The organism is Paraburkholderia sp. RAU6.4a, assembly GCF_050435625.1.
Classification (GTDB): Bacteria; Pseudomonadota; Gammaproteobacteria; order Burkholderiales; family Burkholderiaceae; genus Paraburkholderia; species Paraburkholderia tuberum.
In genome coordinates this window covers 64418-85846 of sequence record NZ_JBNDKQ010000002.1, presented here as the reverse complement: position 1 = coordinate 85846, position 21429 = coordinate 64418, and the positions used below count along the sequence as shown (strand labels likewise).

General features: G+C 59.5%; 15 protein-coding genes, 1 tRNA gene, 2 pseudogenes and 1 other annotated feature. Of the genes and pseudogenes, 12 read left to right on the top strand and 6 right to left on the bottom strand.

All coding sequences use genetic code 11. The features are described from left to right. Positions 1–370 precede the first annotated feature (370 nt). Positions 371–1114, bottom strand: coding sequence for a 23S rRNA (guanosine(2251)-2'-O)-methyltransferase RlmB (gene rlmB / locus OKW40_RS05095; RefSeq protein WP_184029367.1), 744 nt, complete (start codon positions 1112–1114; stop codon positions 371–373). 132 nt (positions 1115–1246) lie between these two features. Next, a pseudogene (gene rnr / locus OKW40_RS05090) lies at positions 1247–3731 on the bottom strand (ribonuclease R). Between the two features lie 414 nt (positions 3732–4145). On the opposite strand from rnr, the gene OKW40_RS05085 reads away from it, so the two are divergent. After that, positions 4146–4232: transfer RNA gene (locus OKW40_RS05085), tRNA-Leu, on the top strand. A 152-nt stretch (positions 4233–4384) separates the two neighbouring features. Next, the gene (locus OKW40_RS05080; RefSeq protein ID WP_429488565.1) at positions 4385–5593 is read left to right on the top strand and encodes a tyrosine-type recombinase/integrase; all 1209 of its coding nucleotides are present in this window, start codon (positions 4385–4387) and stop codon (positions 5591–5593) included. A gap of 1031 nt (positions 5594–6624) precedes the next feature. Here OKW40_RS05080 and OKW40_RS05075 read toward each other — a convergent pair. After that, the gene (locus OKW40_RS05075) at positions 6625–8004 is read right to left on the bottom strand and encodes an IS4 family transposase (protein ID WP_429443705.1); all 1380 of its coding nucleotides are present in this window, start codon (positions 8002–8004) and stop codon (positions 6625–6627) included. Positions 8005–8154: 150 nt separating this feature from the next. Between OKW40_RS05075 and OKW40_RS05070 the strand changes: the two genes are divergently transcribed. From OKW40_RS05070 to OKW40_RS05050, 5 genes are all read left to right on the top strand, one after another. After that, a protein-coding gene (locus tag OKW40_RS05070) for an IS3 family transposase (protein WP_429488563.1) occupies positions 8155–9389 on the top strand; the annotation gives its coding sequence in 2 pieces (ribosomal slippage) (positions 8155–8446 and positions 8446–9389; 1236 coding nt in all). Continuing rightward, positions 8436–8552, top strand: a sequence feature (AL1L pseudoknot). (Overlaps the previous gene by 117 nt.) A 33-nt stretch (positions 9390–9422) precedes the next feature. Next, positions 9423–9806 (top strand): hypothetical protein, encoded by a 384-nt coding sequence (locus OKW40_RS05065; protein ID WP_429488561.1) that lies wholly within the window; start codon positions 9423–9425, stop codon positions 9804–9806. After that, the gene (locus OKW40_RS05060; protein ID WP_429488559.1) at positions 9803–11179 is read left to right on the top strand and encodes a 7-cyano-7-deazaguanine synthase; all 1377 of its coding nucleotides are present in this window, start codon (positions 9803–9805) and stop codon (positions 11177–11179) included. The genes OKW40_RS05065 and OKW40_RS05060 overlap by 4 nt, the downstream gene beginning before the upstream one ends. Beyond that, complete coding sequence (locus tag OKW40_RS05055; protein ID WP_184068700.1) at positions 11172–12362, top strand: XRE family transcriptional regulator; 1191 nt, start codon at positions 11172–11174, stop codon at positions 12360–12362. The genes OKW40_RS05060 and OKW40_RS05055 overlap by 8 nt, the downstream gene beginning before the upstream one ends. 4 nt (positions 12363–12366) lie before the next feature. Beyond that, entirely contained in the window at positions 12367–12993 is a 627-nt protein-coding gene (locus OKW40_RS05050) for a DNA-binding protein (RefSeq protein WP_429488557.1), read from the top strand. 173 nt (positions 12994–13166) lie between these two features. Here OKW40_RS05050 and tnpC (OKW40_RS05045) read toward each other — a convergent pair whose 3' ends face one another. The 3 genes and pseudogenes from tnpC (OKW40_RS05045) to OKW40_RS05035 all read right to left on the bottom strand — a co-directional run. Continuing rightward, positions 13167–14747, bottom strand: coding sequence for an IS66 family transposase (gene tnpC, locus OKW40_RS05045; RefSeq protein ID WP_429488555.1), 1581 nt, complete (start codon positions 14745–14747; stop codon positions 13167–13169). A 30-nt stretch (positions 14748–14777) separates the two neighbouring features. Next, positions 14778–15134 carry an IS66 family insertion sequence element accessory protein TnpB gene (tnpB, locus tag OKW40_RS05040; protein WP_090812353.1) on the bottom strand — a complete coding sequence of 119 codons (357 nt, stop codon included), beginning with the start codon at positions 15132–15134 and terminating at the stop codon, positions 14778–14780. After that, a pseudogene (locus OKW40_RS05035) lies at positions 15110–15619 on the bottom strand (transposase); the annotation flags it as partial. The pseudogene OKW40_RS05035 and the gene tnpB (OKW40_RS05040), both read right to left, overlap by 25 nt. A 106-nt stretch (positions 15620–15725) precedes the next feature. Between OKW40_RS05035 and OKW40_RS05030 the strand changes: the two are divergent. From OKW40_RS05030 to tnpC (OKW40_RS05010), 5 genes are all read left to right on the top strand, one after another. Next, positions 15726–16760: an IS630 family transposase gene (locus OKW40_RS05030; RefSeq protein WP_429488503.1), complete on the top strand. Its 1035-nt coding sequence runs from the start codon at positions 15726–15728 to the stop codon at positions 16758–16760. A gap of 374 nt (positions 16761–17134) precedes the next feature. After that, entirely contained in the window at positions 17135–18829 is a 1695-nt protein-coding gene (locus tag OKW40_RS05025; RefSeq protein ID WP_429488553.1) for a hypothetical protein, read from the top strand. A 258-nt stretch (positions 18830–19087) separates the two neighbouring features. Continuing rightward, a complete protein-coding gene (gene tnpA, locus OKW40_RS05020) occupies positions 19088–19501 on the top strand; it encodes an IS66-like element accessory protein TnpA (RefSeq protein WP_429488551.1) in 414 nt (137 codons plus the stop codon). Continuing rightward, positions 19498–19845, top strand: coding sequence for an IS66 family insertion sequence element accessory protein TnpB (tnpB, locus tag OKW40_RS05015; protein ID WP_090801994.1), 348 nt, complete (start codon positions 19498–19500; stop codon positions 19843–19845). The genes tnpA and tnpB (OKW40_RS05015) overlap by 4 nt, the downstream gene beginning before the upstream one ends. Positions 19846–19886: 41 nt before the next feature. Then, positions 19887–21428, top strand: coding sequence for an IS66 family transposase (gene tnpC / locus OKW40_RS05010; protein WP_429488549.1), 1542 nt, complete (start codon positions 19887–19889; stop codon positions 21426–21428). The last annotated feature ends 1 nt before the right edge of the window (position 21429 follow it).

Here is a 21429-nt window from a genome sequence, read left to right as displayed (position 1 = left end):
AGAGGCGGGAAAAGCGTGAGAAACCCGTAGTTTACCGGAGTGGCGCGGAGAAGGCCGGGTTTGGGTGGCTTTGTGCCGCGGACCACGCTTGTTTGCCGGACACGATTGGACACATTGAGACACAGGAATCATCCATCGCCATCACGAATTGATCGGCGAAATTGATCTATTCATGAATGCGCACCCGATGGACCTTGATCCCGCTTTCGAAAGGGAATACGACACTGGCTTTTGCGCCAAATGTGGGGCTACACCAAAGCGCCTCCTGCGCAAATAGCTGTATTTTCCGCACTCAAAGCAAAACGCCCGGAACCACCACCGCGTTCCGGGCGCCCACAATCGGCCAACAACAAGAACGACGACAGAAAAACTACTTCTTCACCGCCCGCTGCCGCACAGCCTCGAACAGACACACTCCGCTAGCCACGGATACATTCAAACTCTCCACCGTTCCCGCCATCGGAATGTTCATGACGACATCGCAGGTTTCACGCGTCAGGCGTCGCATGCCCTCGCCTTCGGCTCCCATCACGAGCGCCACCGGCCCGTCGAGTTCCGTTTCGTAAACGCTCTTCTGCGCGTCGTCGGCCGTGCCGACCACCCAGACACCCGCGTCCTTCAGTTCGCGCAGCGCGCGCGCCAGATTCGTGACCGTGATGTACGGGACCGTGTCGGCCGCGCCGCTCGCGACTTTCGCGGCGGTCGCGTTCAGTCCCACCGCGCGATCGCGCGGCGCGATCACCGCGTGGGCGCCGGCCGCGTCGGCGACGCGCAGGCAGGCGCCGAGATTGTGCGGATCGGTCACGCCGTCGAGCACGAGGATCAGCGGCGAACCGCTGATGCCGTCGAGCAGTTCGGCGAGATTCTGCGCAAGCGGCAGATCGCCCGCGCGCGCGACCACGCCCTGATGACGTTCCGTGCGCGCGAGGCCCCACAGACGCGTTTCGTCGGCGGCGATCAGACGCACGCCCGCGTCTTTCGCGGCGTGCAGGAATTCGGTCATACGACGGTCCTTGCGCGTCGCGTCGTAATAGACATCCTCGACCGTCGACGCATCGTGCCGGATACGCGCGGTCACTGCGTGGAAACCGTATAAGACCTTATGACGTGCCATGACTGAACAACCTTTGATGGGGCGCGCATTCAACGCGCGCCACTGTGATGAATATGAAACCAAAAGGCAGACCGCGCGCAACCGGCACGTGCTCACGTGCCCGCTGCGCGCGGTCCCGGCGCTGTGAAAGCCTCAGCGCTTCTTGCGTGCCTGCTTCGACGCCGCCTTGGTCGCGACACCGTGCTTCCTCGCCACGCGCGCTTCCTTGACCGCCGCGCTCTGCGCGGGCGCGCGCCTTCTTGCGCCGCGGACCCGGCACCGACGCGCCACTTTCCACCGGCGGCATCACGCGCACGCGCGGGCCAGCGCCTTCTGCCTTGTCCGCCGCGATACCGCGTGCCAAAGGCGGCTTGATCGGCGTATCGCGCACAAGGCGGAAGTCGATCTTGCGCGCGTCGAGATCGACGCGGCTCACCTGCACGCGCACGCGATCCGACAGCCGGTAGCGAATGCCGGTTCGCTCGCCGCGCAGCTCGTTCTTGATCTCGTCGTACTGGAAGTAGTCGGAGCCGAGTTCGGTCACATGCACGAGGCCTTCGATGAACAGCGAATCGAGCTGCACGAAAATACCAAACGACGTGACGCCGTTGACCATGCCGCCATACTCTTCGCCGAGCTTGTCGCGCATGAAATAGCACTTGAGCCACGCTTCGACATCGCGCGATGCTTCGTCCGCGCGGCGCTCGTTCGCCGAGCAGTGCAGCCCAAGTTCTTCCCAGATCGCCACATTGTTCGCGCGCCCGCGGGCGCCCCGCTTTTCCTCGTCGGCCTGTTGCATCGCGCGGGCGCGCGGCGACAGTGCGGTATTGAGCTCGACGCCGTGCGGCGGCTGCGGCTGATACTTACGGCCCTGCAGGATCGCGTAGATCGCGCGATGCGTGAGCAGGTCGGGGTAACGGCGGATCGGGCTCGTGAAGTGCGCGTAGGCCTCGTAGGCGAGGCCAAAGTGGCCGATGTTGTCGGGGCTGTAGACCGCCTGCTGCATCGAGCGCAGCAGCATCGTTTGCAGCATCGAGGCGTCGGGCCGGTCGCGGATTTGCGCCATCAGTGCGGCGTAGTCGCTCGCGTGCGGCGTGTCGCCGCCGCCGAGCGTCAGGCCCATGCCGCGCAGGAAGGTACGCAGGTTCTCGAGCTTTTCCGCGCTCGGGCCCGCATGCACGCGGAACAGGCCCGGATGCTTGTTGCGCTTGAGGAAGTCCGCCGCGCACACGTTCGCGGCCAGCATGCATTCCTCGATCAGCTTGTGCGCATCGTTGCGCGTGCGCGGCACGATCTGCTCGATCTTGCCCTGCGCGTTGCAGACGATGTACGTCTCCGTCGTATCGAAGTCGATCGCGCCGCGCTTCTGACGCGCCGCGAACAGCGCCTTGTAGACGCCATACAGATTCTGCAGTTGCGGCAGCAACGCGGCGCGGCGGGTCGCTTCCGGGCCTTTGGTGTTTTTCAGCACCGCGGCGACTTCGGTGTAGGTGAGCCGCGCGGCCGAATGCATGACGCCCGGATAGAACTGATACGCCTTCACGTCGCCACGCGCGGTGACGATCATGTCGCACACGAGCACGCAGCGGTCGACTTGCGGATTCAGCGAGCACAGTCCGTTCGACAGCTTCTCCGGCAGCATCGGGATCACGCGGCGCGGAAAATACACCGACGTGCTGCGCTCGATCGCGTCGGTATCGAGCCCGCTTTGCGCAAGCACGTAATGCGACACGTCCGCGATCGCGACGATCAGGCGGAAGCCGTCGCCGCGGCCCACCTGCACCGGCTCGCAATAGACGGCGTCGTCGAAGTCGCGCGCGTCCTCGCCGTCGATCGTGACGAGCGGCACGTCGCGCAGGTCGACGCGATGGCGAATGTCGGCCGGGCGCACTTCGTCGGGCAGCTTCGCCGCTTCGGCCAGCGCGGCCTCGCCGAACTCGTGCGGCACGCCGTACTTGCGCACCGCGATTTCGATTTCCATGCCGGGGTCGTCGATATCGCCCAGCACTTCGACCACACGGCCGAGCGGCTGCGAATGACGGCTCGGAAAATCGGTCAGCTCGACCACCACGACCTGGCCAACTTTCGCCTTGCGGGTGTTCTGCGTGATCAGAATGTCGTGGCCGATGCGCTTGTCTTCGGGCGCGACGATCAGCGCGCCGTTCTCGTTGAGCAGACGGCCGATCACGCGCTTGTTCGCGCGGTCGGTGACCTCGACGATGTGCCCTTCGGGCCGCCCACGCCGGTCATAGCCGACGATGCGCGCGAGCACGCGGTCGTTGTGCATGACCTTCTGCATCTCGCCGTTGGGCAGGAACAGGTCGTCCTGGCCGTCGTCGCGAATCAGGAAACCGTAGCCGTCGCGATGGCCCTGGACGCGGCCCGCGACGAAGTTCGACGGATGGGTCAGTTGATAGAGATTGCGCTGATCGAGCCGGATCTGGCCGTCGCGCTCCATTGCGCCGAGACGCTTGAAAAATCCTTCGCGCTCCTGGCGCTTGATCGACAGGGCTTCGGCGATGTCGTTCGCGGCAAGCGGCATTTCACTCGTGCGCAGCACGCCGAGGATTTCTTCGCGGCTTGGAATCGGATACGGAAATTTGCTCAAGGGCTTGTCGATGATTTTTTCTCGTTGCATGGACGTCGGTCGGCGATGTGATCCGGCCTGGAAGGCGTTTGCGTAATGCGCGCAGTCGCGCTCGGCTGCATCTGCACGGCGGCTGCGCTGGCTCGGTCATTGCACCTGCTGCTTTCTGCTCTTCTGCTCCCACTGCGATTTGCACCGGAAACTGCCTGGGTCCGGCTCGTTCGACGCCAGCCGACGCGCGTCTGCCTGATCGCAAGTGACACTCGCGTCGGGACGCCGGATGTGCATCGTGCCAACGAACTACTGCGAGGCATTCTAACACCCGTGTCGGGCGCCACGCGGGCCTGCGGCGGTGGTTGGGACGCATAGTGCGCCGGGCTCGCCGCGAGGTTGAATCGCGTTCGGCAAATCGCTTGACAGGTCGGAATCTGTCGCTATAATTGCGGTCTTTGCTGTTCATCACCTGCCCAGGTGGCGAAATTGGTAGACGCACTAGGTTCAGGTCCTAGCGGTGGCAACACTGTGGAGGTTCGAGTCCTCTCCTGGGCACCATCAGTTGTTCCGGCGTAAGCCGTAGTGGTCCGAGAAACCCCGTAAGATCAAGGTCTTACGGGGTTTTTTGTTGCCTGCAGTTCCGTTACGTTCCGCTGACGTCGATCATTTTTACGTATACTGTTGCGTATACCAGATTCGGGGGCTTTCTCATGCCCAGACGCGTCGATTCGAAGTCGGAATTGGTCTTTCGCGCCGCCAAGCCGCGCGCGCAGCCTTACCTGCTCGCTGATGGAAATGGTCTTGCACTGAGGGTCCGGCCAAACGGTACCCGGACGTGGCTGTTGCGATATCGGCGACCGGGCACCAGCAAGGAAAACTTCCTCAGCCTTGGTCCCTACCCTGACGTCTCGCTCGTGGATGCGCGTAAAGCAGCCACCATCGCGCGCAACCTCGTCCGCGATGGCACCGATCCCGTCGAGCACCGGAGAGCCGAGTCAGCGGCGCGCAAGCGCGCAGCCGAAGGCGCATTTCAGCTTGTGGCTCAGAAGTGGCTCGCATTCAAGCGCAAGGAGTGGGCCGATGAGACGTACCGGAAGGCCGAGTTCGTGGTGCGCGAGTACCTGAGTCCGGCGCTTGGCAATAAGCCGATTTCGACCTTGGCTACGTCCGAGGTCAAACCCGTGCTGGAAGCGATTGCGGCGCACGCGCCGAACCTCGCCACGAAAGCGCGCCAGTACGTCGGCGGCATCGTGACCTACGCAATACAACACGGTCTAAGAGAAGACGGTATTCCGCTGTCGCTGCGCGGCGTCATCCCACGGCATAAGAAAGGGCATATTCCGGCAATCACGAAACCCGCCGAGATCGCGCCGCTCGTGCAAGCCATTAACACCTATAAATCGCCGATCACGCGGGCCGCCCTGAAACTGACCATGCTTACCGGTCTGCGTCCGGGGATGGTCGCAGCCGCACCCTGGGACGAAGTGGATCTCGATGTGGCCGAATGGCACGTCCCGGCCGGCCGGATGAAGATGCAGCACGAGCACATCGTGCCACTGCCGAAGCAAGCGGTTGAGTTGCTCGAGGAGCTCGAGGCTCTGACCGGCCGCGGACACTACGTCTTCCCCTCACCGGCGCGCCAGAAGACGCCGCATTTGCACCGGGATGCCCTAAGCAAGGCATTGCGCGAATTGGGCTTCCAGGGAAAGCATGCAACTCACGGATTCCGCGGCATGCTACGCACCGTGGGGAGGGAGCGGCTAGGCATCGACATCGACATTTTGGAGGCGCAACTCGCGCACGCAAAACGAGGGGACGTGCAGAAGGCGTATGACAGGACAACCTTCGACGATGACCGTCGCCGCGTTATGCAAGAGTGGGCTGATTACATTGACCGGCTCTGCAGCGCGAAGCCGTAATTGAGCCGACCGATGACGACGCCCTCGCTACTTGGAGCACCGCCCATTCTCATTCAACGCCTTCTCGCTCGTCTTGGGCACCCTCCCCACTCGATTGTCAATCCCAAGGCGGGAGCCCAGTCGGGACAGCGTTTCCGCCTTGTCACGCTGGATCGATACCGTCAGTGATACCGGAAACTCCAAGCAGCAGTTGTCAGCTTTGACGAGACTGTATCGGAGAATCGACCCGTGCTTCCATTGAAAGATCGCAGACACGAAGCATTCGAGGACGGCTTCTGTCGAAATACCGTCGTCGATACCGTCAGGCACGTTCCAACACGGTCCCGGCAGAGCCTGCGGAAGCTATGCTACGCCCCTCAGAAGCGGGGAAGCTTCTCTGCGACAAAGCAAACGCTCTGGAAGCGCTACAGCCGCCGCAATCAAAATAATAGTGGCAAATTCTTGCACCGCCACGCTCAATTCCACGATTCCGGGCTGCGCCTCACCGATGTCGATCTCATATTGGCCGGCTGCTATTTCGACGTCTACATCTCATTTGCGCGGGCCCACCCGGTCTCAGCACCACCAGCGGTCAGAAAACCGACCTGGGATCCGACTCCGCTAACGGCACGTCGCTGATCCAGCGGTTCTTATTGACCCAGCGAGACTCGCCTCCTCCACCGTCAAGGCCGATCGTCAGCGATTTCTTCGCCCGTGACCTCGGCTAGGCGCAATGTCAGCATATTTTACACATAAGTTGACATTGTCAGATTTAAATCGTACATTGCTGACATTGGAGGGCGCTATGTCTGACGGACCATTCAGAAATGTCGCATTAACTAGTCGTTGGAAGGTATACGGCCAAAAGCTGGTTAGCGACGCCACGAGCGCTGAAGAGCGCATGGCGCAGGCTTGCCACAGCATGATTCGCGACGTAGACATGAAGACCTTCCATCCCCTTTTCGGCGAACTCAGAGCACATGCCCAGCGCCCCCAAATGGTGAACCGCCCCGGATTTTGTCTCAGGATTACCCACAAGTAATGTGATGGTGCTATTCGTTTTGCCTGAATATTCGGTACATCATCGTGATTTCGTGCAGGACAAGAAATCCACGCCAGATAACGGTAGGACCAGGTGGACGATCATGCTTTCGAGCGAGATATCCGCCGAGTCTGGCGATCCACAAGATGACCTGCGCGAGCGACGGCGGTTTATCAGGTATTTCAGTACTGCCATGCGTACGACAGTAGAGGGCTCGCCACTCGATTGGCTGCAGCAATACTTCGCATGGCAGGTTGCCATCAAGCCTGGCAAGCAACATGGAGTACAGGATCCTCCAGCTTACGACGGCGAACAATGCCGTGGCGCGGACGAATCGATCGAGATTGCCAAATTGGCGGGCTTCAATGCGACAGCCACTTTTAAGCACACGATGCCACGATTCAATCGTCCATCGGCGCGCATACCATGCCAGACGCTCGAGGGCCTCTGCGTGTGTTTGCGTAGGCACCGAAGTCAGTAGAAGCCATTCCAATGGCTCTGCTCCTTCGTCTAAGTTCGTTTCCTGTGCATGAATTGCAAACACTTCAATTTCGGGAAGCTTCTCGCGACGACGATTTTGCGGCGGACGAAGGCGTACGGGCATGCAGCGCACAACCAGCCGTGCGGTGCGTGCCTGGCGGTTTTCGCGTGCAGGCACTTGCAGTTGCGCCTCTCCAAGCACTGGCGAGGCCAGCACGGTTTCCCACAAATATCGATCGGGGTGAGCAACGCGTCGGTTCCACGACGCGCGCACCAACCAGTCGACACCGGCAGGCCGCTGCGCCAGGAAAACGTCATAGACATCGCCTTCACGGTCGCTCACGCCGATGACATGCGTGCACGGACAGTGCGTCTTGAGTACGCCCAGTTGCTCGATGCCTTCGAGCCATTTCGCGCTCTCTTTCTGTTGTACGGTTCGTTGCCCGCGCAGATGTTTCTTGCCCAACTCCTCGTGCCTACGTATCCAGGTCTTCATCCCGATTACCCCGAGTGGCAGCCCCTCTGGCGTGAGCGCAAGCAGACTGTGTATCAGGAAACCACGCACATGTGGATCGGAGCCATATCCCAGACCTTCGGTTGCCCGCAGATGAGACAAATTGAACTCGGTGGTGTCCTGAACGGCAAGGACGACTGGCACCTGTTGCATACGACACAGCGTTTGACCGATGTGCCCACCCAGCACGCCATCGACATCCACGTGCGGGTTGTCGAAAAAACGATATGCCGCCTTCAGCTCCGAACCATTGAACGACTGCGGAAAAGAGCAATGTGGGCCCAACGAAAGCTTGCGTGCCAGCGTCACTAGCCGTCTGGTCAGGCGAGCGTCGCCGAGCTCGGCGGCGCCAAACTCTTCATTTGCCCAATCATCAAGGTCAGAGGTGTCCGACAATGCCCGGCATCACAGATCACGAACCGGATCAAAGTTAACATCGGTCGTCACCGTTTACAAGCCATCGCCCTTCAATCGCACAGTCGCGAGTGACTTATGGGTAATCCTGAGGGATTTTGTGGAGGCTCCAACTCTTGAGAGAATGGAGCCATGAACAAGAAGGTAACCAAGTTTTCCCCGGAAGTCCGGGAGCGCGCAGTGCGCCTGGTGCGCGAGCAGCGTAGCAAACATCCGTCGATGTGGGCGGCGGTCGAATCGATTGCGCCCATGATCGGCTGCACACCGCAGACACTGCACGAGTGGATCAAGCGCGACCAGGTCGACCACGGTGAGCGCGATGGCGTGACCACAGACGAGCGCGAGCGCCTCAAGGCCTTGGAGCGCGAAGTCAAGGAGTTGCGTCGTGCCAACGAGATTCTCAAGGTCGCGAGCGCGTTTTTCGCCCAGGCGGAGCTCGACCGCCGTTTCAAGTCCTGAAGGCCTTCATCGATCAGCATCGCGACACCTTCGGGGTCGAGCCGATCTGCAAGGTCTTGCGGATTGCCCCGTCGGGTTACCGACGCCATGCCGCGCAGCTTCGTGATCCGTCGCGGCGCTCTGTTCGCGCAATCCGCGATGAACGTCTGCGGCCGGAGATCAAGCGTGTGTGGCAGGCCAACATACAGGTCTACGGCGCGGATAAAGTCTGGAAGCAGATGAACCGGGAGCGTATCGCGGTGGCGCGCTGCACGGTCGAACGGTTGATGAAGCAACTGGGTTTGCGCGGCGTGATGCGAGGCAAGCGTGTTCGCACGACTGTTCCTGATGCCATAGCCCCGCGCCCGCTGGATCGGGTCAATCGCCAGTTCAAGGCGGCACGGCCGAACCAGCCCTGGGTTTCGGATTTCACCTACGTTTCGACGTGGCAGGGCTGGCTGTATGTGGCTTTCGTGATCGATGTGTTCGCTCGCCGTATCGTCGGCTGGCGAGTCAGCAGCTCGATGACCACGGACTTCGTTCTGGATGCACTTGAACAGGCGCTTTACGCGCGGCGTCCGGGCGACGACGGAACCTTGATACACCATTCGGACAGAGGGTCCCAATACGTCAGCATTCGCTACAGCGAACGGCTGGCCGAAGCGGGCATCGAACCGTCGGTCGGCAGCCGGGGCGACAGCTATGACAACGCCCTGGCTGAAACGATCAACGGTTTGTACAAGGCTGAACTGATTCATCGCCGCACCTGGAAAACGCGGGAATCCGTTGAACTAGCAACGCTGGAGTGGGTGGCCTGGTTCAATCATCATCGATTGATGGAACCCCTCGGCTATATCCCGCCCGCCGAAGCTGAGGCAAACTACCATCGGCAACTTGAAACAGCTGCCGCAGAACCCGCATCAACTTAAACCAACCAGCCTCCACGATTCCCGGGGCGGTTCATGGATCTGGACCCTGCGGCAGCGATCGAGACGATCTTTGATCGCCACCCCAGGTCGTTTCTGTCCGAGTCTCTGAACAGGCATTTGATCGCCAATCTCAGGGATCAGATTTCGACGAAGCAAGCACTTGATCAAGCGTTGGGGAACACGGCAAGAGAATGGATCGGCACCACTAAGAATCGGCTCGACGAACACTGCATTCGTGCCCGCGATCTTGGAGACATGAAGCGCGAGGATTATCGAAAGGGCCTTGAGCGAAACCACGAAACCTTTTCTGCCATGAAGCCTGATGAGCTCTGCGCTGCTTTGGCCTCCGGTAACAAGCGCGCATTTGGCGAAGCGCTCCATAAGAAAAGCGGCGTAGATGAGGGCCCTGAAGAATGAGCACTAGCGTCAAAAAACCAGCTAGATCGGAAAAGCGTCTGGTTGTCCTCGAGAATGGGCAGAAGCGCGGTCGTGCCGTCCCGAAGGATGCCGAAATCGCGGAAATCGGCCAGCACATCCGCTTTGATCCGTCAGCTCTCGATAGCTTCGACGTTGAGGGGTGCAAGCCAATTCACTACGATATGCTCGTTCTCTGTGCCGCCGTGGAGTTCGCTGATCGTCGCTGGAAGCGGCCGCTGGGCTGGCGGCGCATCTTACATGTGACTCTTCCCGTTGCCGCCCCCGAGAGTTGGCAGCAGCCGGAGGTTCTGAACAGCCTCCAGGGCGTCTTGAACCATCTGACCGGCGACACGTGGCAATTCACCTTTGTGAAAACGAAGGCGCCCTCGCCAATCGGCTCGCGACAGATACCTTTGGACTTTGGTAAGACCAAGACCTTTGCTGTTGCCTACAGCAATGGTTTGGACTCGCGCGCAGTATCGGCCTTGAGCGGCGCAAGGGACGAAGCCCTTTGTATCCGGGTCGCTGGAAATTACCAGCGCCCCAAGGACGGCGATAGCTACTTCACTCAGATTCCCTTCGAGACCAAGGAATACCGTGGCAGCGAGAGTAGCTTCCGCTCACGCGGATTTCAGTTCGCAGCGGTAACAGCGATTGCCACGCAGCTCTCGAACGTGACTCGGATTGTCGTTCCAGAGAGCGGACAGGGAGCGCTTGGACCGGTGCTGCTTCCGCTGTACAACGTTTACCCTGACTATCGCAACCATCCGACGTTCTTTCGAAAGATGGAGCAGTTCATCAGGGCATTGCAAAACTACCAGGTCAGTTTTGAGCAACCGCGCCTTTGGTTCACGAAAGGCCAAACACTAAGCGCATTCTTGCACATACCTGGAAAGTCTAAAGAGCATCTGACGAATACTCGATCCTGCTGGCAAACACGCCGAGTAGTTAATGTAGGTGAGAAGAAACAGTGTGGCCTGTGCGCTGCCTGCCTGCTGAGGCGCTTGAGTCTGCATGCCGCCGGAGTCACAGAGACTCGCGACACCTATATTGTGTTCGATCTTGCCGCCTCCGATGTGGGAGATGCTTTGTCGGTCATCCCTCAGAAGGCCGATAGAGACATCATGATCGAATATGGAAGCGTCGGTGCGCGCCATCTGCAGCATCTTGCGGACATGGCCGGTCGACCCGACGACGGTCTTCGCGCGTACGCTTCGCAAATCGCGATCGCGACCGGGGAAACCTATGAGGAAACTTTGAAAAAACTGAAATGGATGTTGGCATCACATGCCAAAGAATGGCGAGCATTTCTGTGCGCTCAAGGGCAACAAAGCTTCCTGAACAACTGGATGGATGGAGGACGCTATGGCTGATCTAAATGAGCTGACCTCACAGGAAATTGGACGCCGCCTGCGAATAGCACGAGAGAACGCAGCCATTCGGCAAGAGGATGCAGCCAAAATCATCGGCGTTTCCCGCCCCACTCTCGTATCCATCGAGAAGGGCGTACGCCGCGTGCGTATTCAGGAAATCCAGTTGCTCGGCCGCCACTACGGCGTATCAGTGAACGCTCTGCTCCGCCGGGAAGCCGTTCACGTCGACTTATTGCCTCGCTTTCGAAAATTGCGTGAAACAGAAGACGCGCAAACCGCTGATGCTATCCGGCTATTCAACGACTTGATTAAAGCGGATGTTGAAATGGAGAATATACTGGGCATTCAGCGCCGACGAAATTATCCGCCGGAGCGCGGCCTCAATGAGGGCGACGTCACGGCACTTGCCGAAAAGCATGCCAAGGAATTGCGCGACTGGCTTGGTCTTGGCTCTGGACCGATTGCCGACATTTTCTCGGTAATCGAGCTGGATCTTGGCATCCGCCTGTATCAGCGTCGCCTTGCTTCCAACTCGAAGATTGCGGGCCTCTTCAACTACGATGAAAGCATTGGTGCCTGCATTCTTCTCAACGCTAGTCATCCGTTACCCCGGCGCATCCAGTCCGCGGCGCATGAGCTCGGCCACTTCTATGGGACGCGTCAGACTCCGGAGGTGCTCGAAGAAGATGAGAAATTCCTGTCACGCGACGAGCGCTATGCCAACGCTTTTGGTCGTACTTTCCTGACGCCGGCCGAGAGTTTCTCGGAAAGCTTCCGCCAATTGAAGCAGATCACTGGCAAGACGACCCGCCGTCTAATAATTCTCCTCGCCCAACAGTACAACATATCGCGACAGGCGTGCTGCCTCCGGCTCGAGGAATTAGGGCTTGCCAAGAAAGGTACCTGGGTCTGGTTCGAGAACAATGGCGGCATCACCGATGAGCACGCTCGGGAGGTTCTCGGCGAAATGACTGAACGCCGAGATCCGGCGAAAAGCGATGCCGACCGTCCCATCTCCCACCGCCTGAGCTTGATGGCACATGCCGCCTGGAAGCGCGAATTAATGTCGGAAGGACAATTGGCGGAGTTACTAAAGTTAGGCCGAGTGGAAGTACGCGGCATTATCGATCAAATCGAGCTTGAGGAAAGGGATACGGATGAACTGCTCAAGCTCCCGGATTGATATCGTGAACCAATGGGTTCTCGACACCAGCGTACTGATTAACCTTCACGCGTGCAAATATGGTGAACGAATCCTCTCGGCCATCCCGAACGACATTCTCGTTCCCGAAATCGTCGCGGGAGAACTGGAACATGAGAGAAGCCGTAAAAATGGCGAGTACACCTTTCTGCAGGCGCTTGTGGCAGATCGAATCGTTACTGTCGTCGGTCTAACCGACGCTGAGTATCTGATTTTCCACGAACTTACTTCGACGTCTCCGTCGCTGGATGATGGTGAGGCCGCGACGATTGCCATCGCCGCCTCCAGGCAACTTCGACCGGTTATTGATGAACGAAGGGGGCGAATACGCGCCGGCACACTGCTGCCAGCGTTAGTGCCGCACTGGTCGCTAGACCTTCTTTGGCATCCGACGGTCATCGCCACACTTGGTGTCCAACATGCTGTAGACGCGCTATATCACGCCCTACGCGATGGCCGCATGCGGATTCCCTCGGAAAATGCGGATGAAGTTATTGCACTCATAGGCGTAGAGCGGTCGCGCGACTGCACTTGTCTCCCCGGGTATCGCGAACGATTTTCTGGCAGTCAAAACCATCAAGATGGTGACGTCACCGCGTTGACGGAGCGCTAAAAATAACTACTGCGCCAACTCTTCACCCACGTCGATCGGCCTTTGCAAGCGCATACGGCGGGAAGGCAGATGTCGAGGTCGAGGGAAAGCAAGGTGATTATCTGTACGCGATCCATTGACGACACCCCTCAGAGTAAGGGCGCGGTTCTCATGAGATGTGGTACAGGGCTCAGTCAGCGGAGATCGATGGGCATCTTCCAGGGCAAGAGCGCGTCGTAGTCGTCGACGGTCTGTGCCAGCGGGAGACGCTGTAACAGCCAGGTGAGATAGCGATACGGATCAATGCTGTTCGCCTTGCAGGTTTCGACCAGTGAGTAGAGATTGGCGCTCGCGTTTGCGCCATCGACGGTGTCAGCAAACAACCAGCCGCGGCGTCCCAGGCAGAACGGGCGAATGGAATTTTCGCAAGGGTTGTTCGATATGGGCCAGTTGCCGTCTTCAACGTAACGGATCAGCTTCGGCCACTGCCCGTGCAGATAGGTCAGCGCCTTGCCGAGCAGACTGTTGGGGACGACGCCAGGCGAGTGCTCAAGCATCAGCTTTTCGATAACATCGAGTACGCACGCGCTGTATCGTCGCCGCAATCGCTGTCGTCGCCCAGCCGTCCACGTCTGGCTTCGCGCTTCGGCCGCGAACAGTTTTCCGATCAGGCTGATGAAGCGTGTCGCGAGCAGATCGGGCGGGCGCGCTGCTTTGGGGACATTGTCTTCCGCCTTCACAAAGTACCGTCTTGCGTGCGTCCAGCATCCGAGGTGCACGAGCTGGTACTGTTCAGCGATGCCGTTGTAGGGTTCGTATCCATCGGTCATCAGGGCGGCACCTTTACGGACACCGGCAAACAGCCTGTCAGCCAGCCTGGCGCCACGACCAGGCGTATAGGTGAAGCAACGGATGGGGATGCCCGAACCGGTCATCTGCGCCCACAGATAGCTTTTCGTTTGCGGCTTTCGCCCTTGCTCCTTCAGGACCTGGAACGTCGTCTCGTCGCCGTAGATCAGTTCGGCATCGAGCAGCGCATCGCGCATCAGGTTGATGACGGGTTGCGTCGCAAGACCGACGCGGACCATGCTCGCGGCAATCGTGTTCGACGAGATGTCGCCGCCGAAGCGACGCAGCAGACCGGCCAGGCGATAGAGCGGCATGCCGAACTGGTACTTGCCGGTGGCGATCCACGCGAGCGCCGATTCACTCAGCAGCCCACGCGGGATGATACGGGGCGGTGCCGGCGTAACCTTGATGCCGAGATCGCAACATGGGCAGGCGTACTTGATACGCTGATGCTGGGTGACTCGCAACTGCTCGGGAATGACATTGAGCTGCTCACTGATCTCGACGCCGATCTCGACGAGCGCGTGTCCGTCGTGATCGCAGAAGCGCTCTGCCTCAGGGAGTTCGTGTCGCACGACATCACGCGGCAGATTGGGATCGAGAGGCTTGCGGTGGCCGCGCTTCTTGCGCTTGTGGGCCGCGACCTCGGTTCCGGGGGTATCTTCCTGCGCGGGAGTGGCGTTCGCGCCGAGCGCTTCGGCTTCGTTGAACAGGCCGAACTGGTCCGAGGCGCGCGCTTCGCTTTTCGCGCCAAACAGTTCGCGACGGTAAGCGCGCAGTCGTTCCTCGGCGAGATCGCGCTCAGCTGTCACGAGGCGCAGTGCGCTGCGAACCTCCTCATGATCGCGCTGAAGCGAACCATAGGCCTCTCGCATCGCGAGCAGTGCCTTGAGTTCGTCGGCGTCGATGATCACGTTGATCGGCATACCGCTTAGACCGGCACGCCGGTGACGTGTTCAGCTCACGCGTGCGTAATCTCGACTGGGATGTCGCTGGACTGCGGCAATGTCGATGCCCTCGATAAGCCAGTGCAGCTGCTCGACGCTCAGTGTCGCGACCCGGTTCGCGCTGTCAGGCCACACGAAGCGATCGTTTGCCTCGAGTCTCTTGAGCATGAGCCAGAAACCGTTGCCTTGCCAGCCCAGGATCTTGATGCGATCGCATCTCCGGTTGGTAAACACATAGAGCGAGGAATCCATCGGGTTCAAATGCATGGCCTGCTCCACGAGAATCGACAGGCTGTTCATGCCATACCGGAAGTCGACGGGTTCCCGATGCAGGTAGACCTTCAGGCCTTCGTCGAACCGGAACACGGCATCCTCCCCAGCATCTGGACCACGGTGGTCAGTTCGTCGATGCTCGCCTCGCCGAGATCAAACTCGACGCCGTTGGACAGTCGCACATGCAGTGCGAGCGTCAGCGATGGCGATGGTGACGGTGACGGTGACGGCGGTGCGGTTGGCCGTGCTGGTGGTGCTGCAACGACAGGCACGAATGCCGTGGGCGAGGCGACAGGTGGGGAGCGTTTGCGCGAACCCGGGATGTCAATGGGCGCGCCATCAATCACCGCGAGCGCGCCCTCCAGTACGATTTCCTCCGGGGCATGTGGACGTTCCTGTTCGCCGGTAGCATCATCCTGCGATGCCGGCGAGATGCCTTTCTCGCGCTCCAGCAGGTACTTCGTGATCCACTTGCGTAGCAGGTTGGCGTTGATCCCGTGCTCCTGCGCCAGGCGGGCAACCGACACGCCAGAACGCAGCGCTTCCTCAACGAGCGCACGCTTGCCTTTATCGTCGTAACGACGGCGACCGTCGCTGCTGCGTCGAACTACTCTTACTCATAAGTCAGGAATTTTGCGGACAAATGGACTATTCTTGAGCGATAGCTAATGAGAGCATTCGCCCATGAAACGAGATGGCCGCATCCTGGCTCACAACACGCTCGAAGAGATGCGTATTCTTGCAGTTCAGCGTATGGCTGAAGGCGAGCATCCAAATGATGTTGCTGCGTCATTTGGGATGCATCGCTCGTGGGCGTACAAGATCAGGGCGCAGGCGCGGGGGCGTGGTCATGGTGTGCGAGCGCTGCGATCGACCAAAGGCACGGGTCGCCCACGTACGCTCACTGCGACGCAGGAGCAACGGGTAATGCGCTGGGTTAATGGCAAGAATCCAATGCAGTACGGGTTTGATTTTGGTCTGTGGACGCGCAACCTGGTTCGTGAACTGGTACGACAGAGATTCGACGTCACGCTCAGTCTGGCTTCGATCGGCGCGATGCTCGCGCGTCTGAACCTGACGCCGCAAAAGCCGTTGCAGCGTGCTTATCAGCGTGACCCGGAAGCTATCGAGCGTTGGCAGCGAGACACCTATCCGAGCATTGCCAGGCAGGCTCGTGAGCAGAAGGCAGACATCTTCTTCTGGGACGAATCGGGCTTCCGTGCTGACTCGGTGCATGGCAGGACGTGGGCGCCGCGCGGTGAGACGCCGGTGGTCGAGCGGCCCGGCGAACGGCAAAGCATGAGCGCCGCGTCCGCTGTTAATTCGAAGGGTGCGTTTTGGTTTGCAACCTATGAAGGGGCACTTAGCGGTGAGCTGTTCGTGGAACTGCTCAGGAAGTTGATGTTCAACCGGAAAAGAGCGGTTCATCTGATCGTTGACGGATTGCCAGCACATAAGAAAGCCATCGTTAAGGACTATGTCGCCAGTACGCAGGGCAAGTTGACTTTGCATTTCCTGCCCGGTTACGCACCGGACCTGAATCCAGATGAACTGGTGTGGAGTCACGTCAAGCGCACCGGCGTCGCGCGGCGCCCACTTCGAAAAGGTGAAAAGTTGGGCTCAAAAATTCACGAGCAGCTTTCACAAATTCGCCGCGATCCGTGCCTTGTTCGCTCATTTTTTAGGCATCAATCTGTCCGCTATATTATTGACCTGTGAGTAACTCTGGATCTTTGTCAGCCATAGGTGTCCACCTCCGAATAGGTGGACACCTATGCTCCTCGCTCCTGTCCCCAGCGGCTAGACGCCGAAAATGGATCGCTTACGATTATCTTCGCGCTCAGGCAGTTGAAAGACGCCTCAGGAAGTACGCTGCGCACTCCTTCTCGAAGTCTTTGCTGTTCCGTCCCTGTGGCACAATGAATTTGTCTGGAAAATATATCTTGTCCCCAATGTCGCTCGATACACCCGCCGAAACTACCAAAGCCAGTCCGCCCGTTGAGCATCGTCCTCCCAGTGGGGCAATCGTCTTGCGACCGGTCTCCGGAAATGTCAGACCTAGTGAGGATCTCCGCGCGATACAGGGGAAAGTCGTGGTTTGGTGGTTCGGCGGCATAGTTCAGAACCGCCGCGATGAAAGCGTGCCCAAAGTCGCAGTGTTCCTCCGAACGCTCGACAAGGACAATGTACCCCGACCATGGCAGCAAATTAGCGTGGCGTTGACCCACTTGGGCATTCTGCGCATTGGGACGGTTTGGCAAAATGGAGTTTGTATTGGCAAAGCTGAACAAGACGATCTGCGTGCCGAGATCGAGTTTACTCCAGGGGAATGGAGTTTTACCTCTCCTGACGAGTGTTTGTATAAAGGTGAACCGAGCCCCCTGTCCGGCTCCGACTACCCGCTCCGGTATCAACGCGACAGGAATTGGTTGATTAGCTTCCGCTTGCCCAATGGAGGCAATCTTCTTGTCCCATGCATCGAGTTTTTGACCCGATGTTATGGCCGCTCCCAGGAAGTGCCTCGCATACTTACAACGTATCGTTGGGAAGAAGCTGCGAACCGCTTTTTCGCTCCATTCGACGCGACAGCGGTCGAGCCAGGGTACTGGCCGATCAGATTACGCAAGCGTCTGCACAACGGAGACACGGTATTCCTCGCCCATGCATTGCACGACGATTTCGCGCGAAACGCAGCAAAGAGCATTTTCACTCAGATCAGCACTGCATTCAACCGCGGCGACTCGTACGCTTTCCCCAAAATAGGCCCGTGGTTCTCGGGCACAGCAACGATCAAGGTCCGTGGCCACTGGATAAACAATGGCCGGACGTTTTTGGCTCTTCGCGTCGATGGCTTGACAGAACCAAGCGGCATTCCACTACAGCGCGATAGGGAAAATTCGAACAAAGTGGAAAATCCGGCGACAGGCAGCGGCATCGGAGAAGCGTGGAAAGGAGCACCGGGCCGTCACATCGTTCGCCCCCCAGAGATCGTGGACCTCACTGATGCTAATGCCCCGCAGTTCGGGGCCGCGTCGACCGACGTGGTCGAAGACGACTTCGAAGTATTGGGAGAAAAGCGGGCAGTTAAGGATTATCGCCGCTACCAAGCGGAAACATCCGCAGGGAAACGCAGCGATGGGCGCAATCCAGACTCGTTCTCAAGTGGAGAAGTCCGCGGTGCCGGGACTGACACCGGCCATGCTTCCATTCACGCGCATGTGGCAATGGAATCCGAAGGCACACTACGTGACATGTGGAATGCTCTCCGAAAACTCCCAACGTCACATCCCGATCAGGTTCGCAGCGTTGAATGGTACACGCACGAGAATGGTTTCAGAAGCAGCGAGCCACCACAACTCGTCGCGCTTACACCGTTTGACAAAGACGACAAGGACATTACAACGAAGAAGCGCAACTGGCTTTTCTTCGATGTCGAACACCGCCTTCCTCGCGGCATACTTGTAGCGCGCGTTGTTAGCCCCAAAAAGGTAATTTACATCGTTGAAATTCAGAGGCGTCCGCGAATTGCGAAAGGAGATGATGGCACGGAAACTGGTGCGGAAGAAAGTTTCCAAGGTCTGGTTTTCGAACTTCACGATGAACTTACGTTTCTCGACTGGCTGAATTACTTGCTGTCCGAGATTAGGCACGTCGTCGGTATCGTAAAAAATCTGACAGCTCCATGCCCTGGCAATGCTTTTTCGTTCAGGCACGTACGGTCCGGCGACAAGCATCCAGGTCAAGCTGCAGTGAGAAATGCTCTCGAGAAACTCGACATCAAAGTCTGACAACAAATCAATCCTTGCATTGTGCAAGTCAGCGTAACATTGGACCGGCTGACTCCAGACTCATTTTTTTCCAAAAAGCATCCAACGGGTCCTGCATGTGCCAAGCGACGGACACAGAGGTCAACTTTCAACGCGAACTGCTGGAGCAGGTAGAAACTGAGAATCCCTGCCGTAAGCGTCATTTGAAGGCCGTATCGACATCGACGTTGAGAGTGTCCAAAGTGATGCCCATCACTTCGAGTAGTGGGGACCACTTTGATGACAGAGATCGACTGTGCCGGGAGCCGCAAGGGGCGGCCGAATTACGCGCCTGAATTCAGGCGTGAAGTTGCGATGGCAGCGTGCGAGCCGGGCATCTCGGTGGCAAAGCTCGCGCAGTCGCACGGTCTGAATCCGAACATGGTGTTCAAGTGGCGCAGGCAGTACCGTGCTGGTCTGCTGGACAACAGGGCGGTGAGCGAGACGGCAGTGTTCGTTCCGGTGGCGATGTCGCCGGATGATTCGATGGCGGTTTCGTCGCTACCGGTGCCGACAGCGCAATTGCCATTGCGCGCACAGGAAGCCGCGACTTCAGGTATCGAGATCGAGCTCGATGGCGCACGCGTGCGAGTGAGCGGGAAGGTAGACCCAGCCCAGCTGCGACTGGTGCTGCATTGCCTGAGGCCGGCATGATCGCGCTGCCGACCGGCACCCGCATCTGGCTCGCCGCAGGCGTCACCGACATGCGCCGTGGCATGGATGGTCTGGCTGCACTGGCGCAGGTGGCCCTTGAGCAAGACCCGTTCTCGGGCCACGTGTTTGCCTTCCGTGGTCGCCGGGGCGATCTGGTGAAACTGCTGTGGTGGAGTGGCGATGGAATGAACCTGTACGTCAAGCGCCTGGAGCGAGGCCGTTTTATCTGGCCGCAGGCCGACGCGGGATGCATCCATCTGTCGGCGGCACAACTGTCGATGCTGCTCGAAGGCATCGACTGGCGACGCCCCGAACGGACGTGGAAGCCCACATGCGCCGCGTAAATTTGCTCCCACTTCTGAACGTGCCTGGTAAACTCCCAGACATGCCAGTCAACCGACTCCCCGACGACATCGACACACTCAAGCGCATGCTTGTTTCGCGCGAAGAAACCATCGCGCGCCTGCTCGCCGAGATCTCGCGTCTGAAGCGCTGGCAGTACGGGCGCTCGTCGGAACGCATGGCAGAACTGACGGGACAATTGCAGCTCGCACTGGGTGACGGGACACTGCCGCAACAGGGTGCCGTGCCGGCATCGGCGCCAGAAGCGGCGTCGGATGAACCCGCAGACACGACAGCGCCGGTGGTTCCACTGCGCCGCCGCTCGCGCGAATTCCCTGCGCACCTGCCACGCGAGGTGGTGGAGCACAGGCCACAGGGCTGCGACTGCCCCGAATGCGGTGGCCGGCTGCGCAAGCTGGGTGAAGACGCCTCCGAGATGCTGGACTACGTGCCGGGGTACTTCCGGGTGATTCGCCATGTGCGCCCCCGGCTGAGCTGCAGCCGTTGTGCGAAGGTCGTCCAGGAGGCGGCGCCGTCGCGCCCGATCGCACGCGGCATGGCCGCAGCCGGCCTGCTGGCGCAGGTGGTGGTTGCCAAGTACGCTGACCATATGCCGTTATACCGGCAGGCAGGAATCTATCGCCGTACCGGCATTGAACTCGACCGTGCCACGCTGGCCTCGTGGGTTCGCGAGTCCGCCGCACTGCTGCAGCCGCTGGCGGATGCCGTTGGCCGGTATGTGCGTGAGGCGCAAAAAATCCATACGGATGACACGCCCGTCCCGGTGCTGGAACCCGGACGCGGCAAGACGCGTACGGCGCGGTTGTGGACGTACGTACGCGATGACCGGCCGGCGGGCAGCCGGGCACCCCCGGCGGTCTGGTACCAGTACTCGCCCGACCGCAAGGGAGAGCGACCCCGTACGCATCTGCAGGGATGGTCAGGCATCCTGCAGGCGGATGCCTATAGTGGCTACGATGCGCTGTACCGCGATGGCTCGATCATCGAGGCAGCGTGCTGGGCGCATGTGCGGCGTAAGTTCTACGACCTGTACGAACTGGAGCGTTCGCCAGTGGCGCAGGAGGCACTCAGCCGCATCGCAGCCCTGTATGCCATCGAGCGCGAGGTGCGCGGCCGCAAGCCGGAGGTCCGGCGGTCGGTGCGCATGGCGCGGGCATTGCCGCTCGCAGGTGCACTGAAGGACTGGCTGGAACATACGCTCGCGCAGGTCTCGGCGAAGTCAGGCCTTGGCAAGGCGATCCGGTATGCGCTGGGGAACTGGCCGGTGCTGGTGCGCTACTGTGAAGACGGACGCATCGAGATAGATAACAACACCGCGGAGCGATCGATCAGGCCGCTGGTTCTCGGCAGGCGCAACTATCTGTTCGCCGGTTCTGACGGCGGTGGACAGAGTGCGGCGGTCATCTACAGCCTGATCGGCACGGCACGCCTGAATGGCATCGAACCGTATGCATATCTGCGTACGGTGTTCGAGCGCATTGCCGATCATCCCATCAACCGGATTGACGAGTTGCTGCCGTGGCATTTGATGCCGGTGGAGCAGCCGGTCCAGCAGGCTGCGTGAC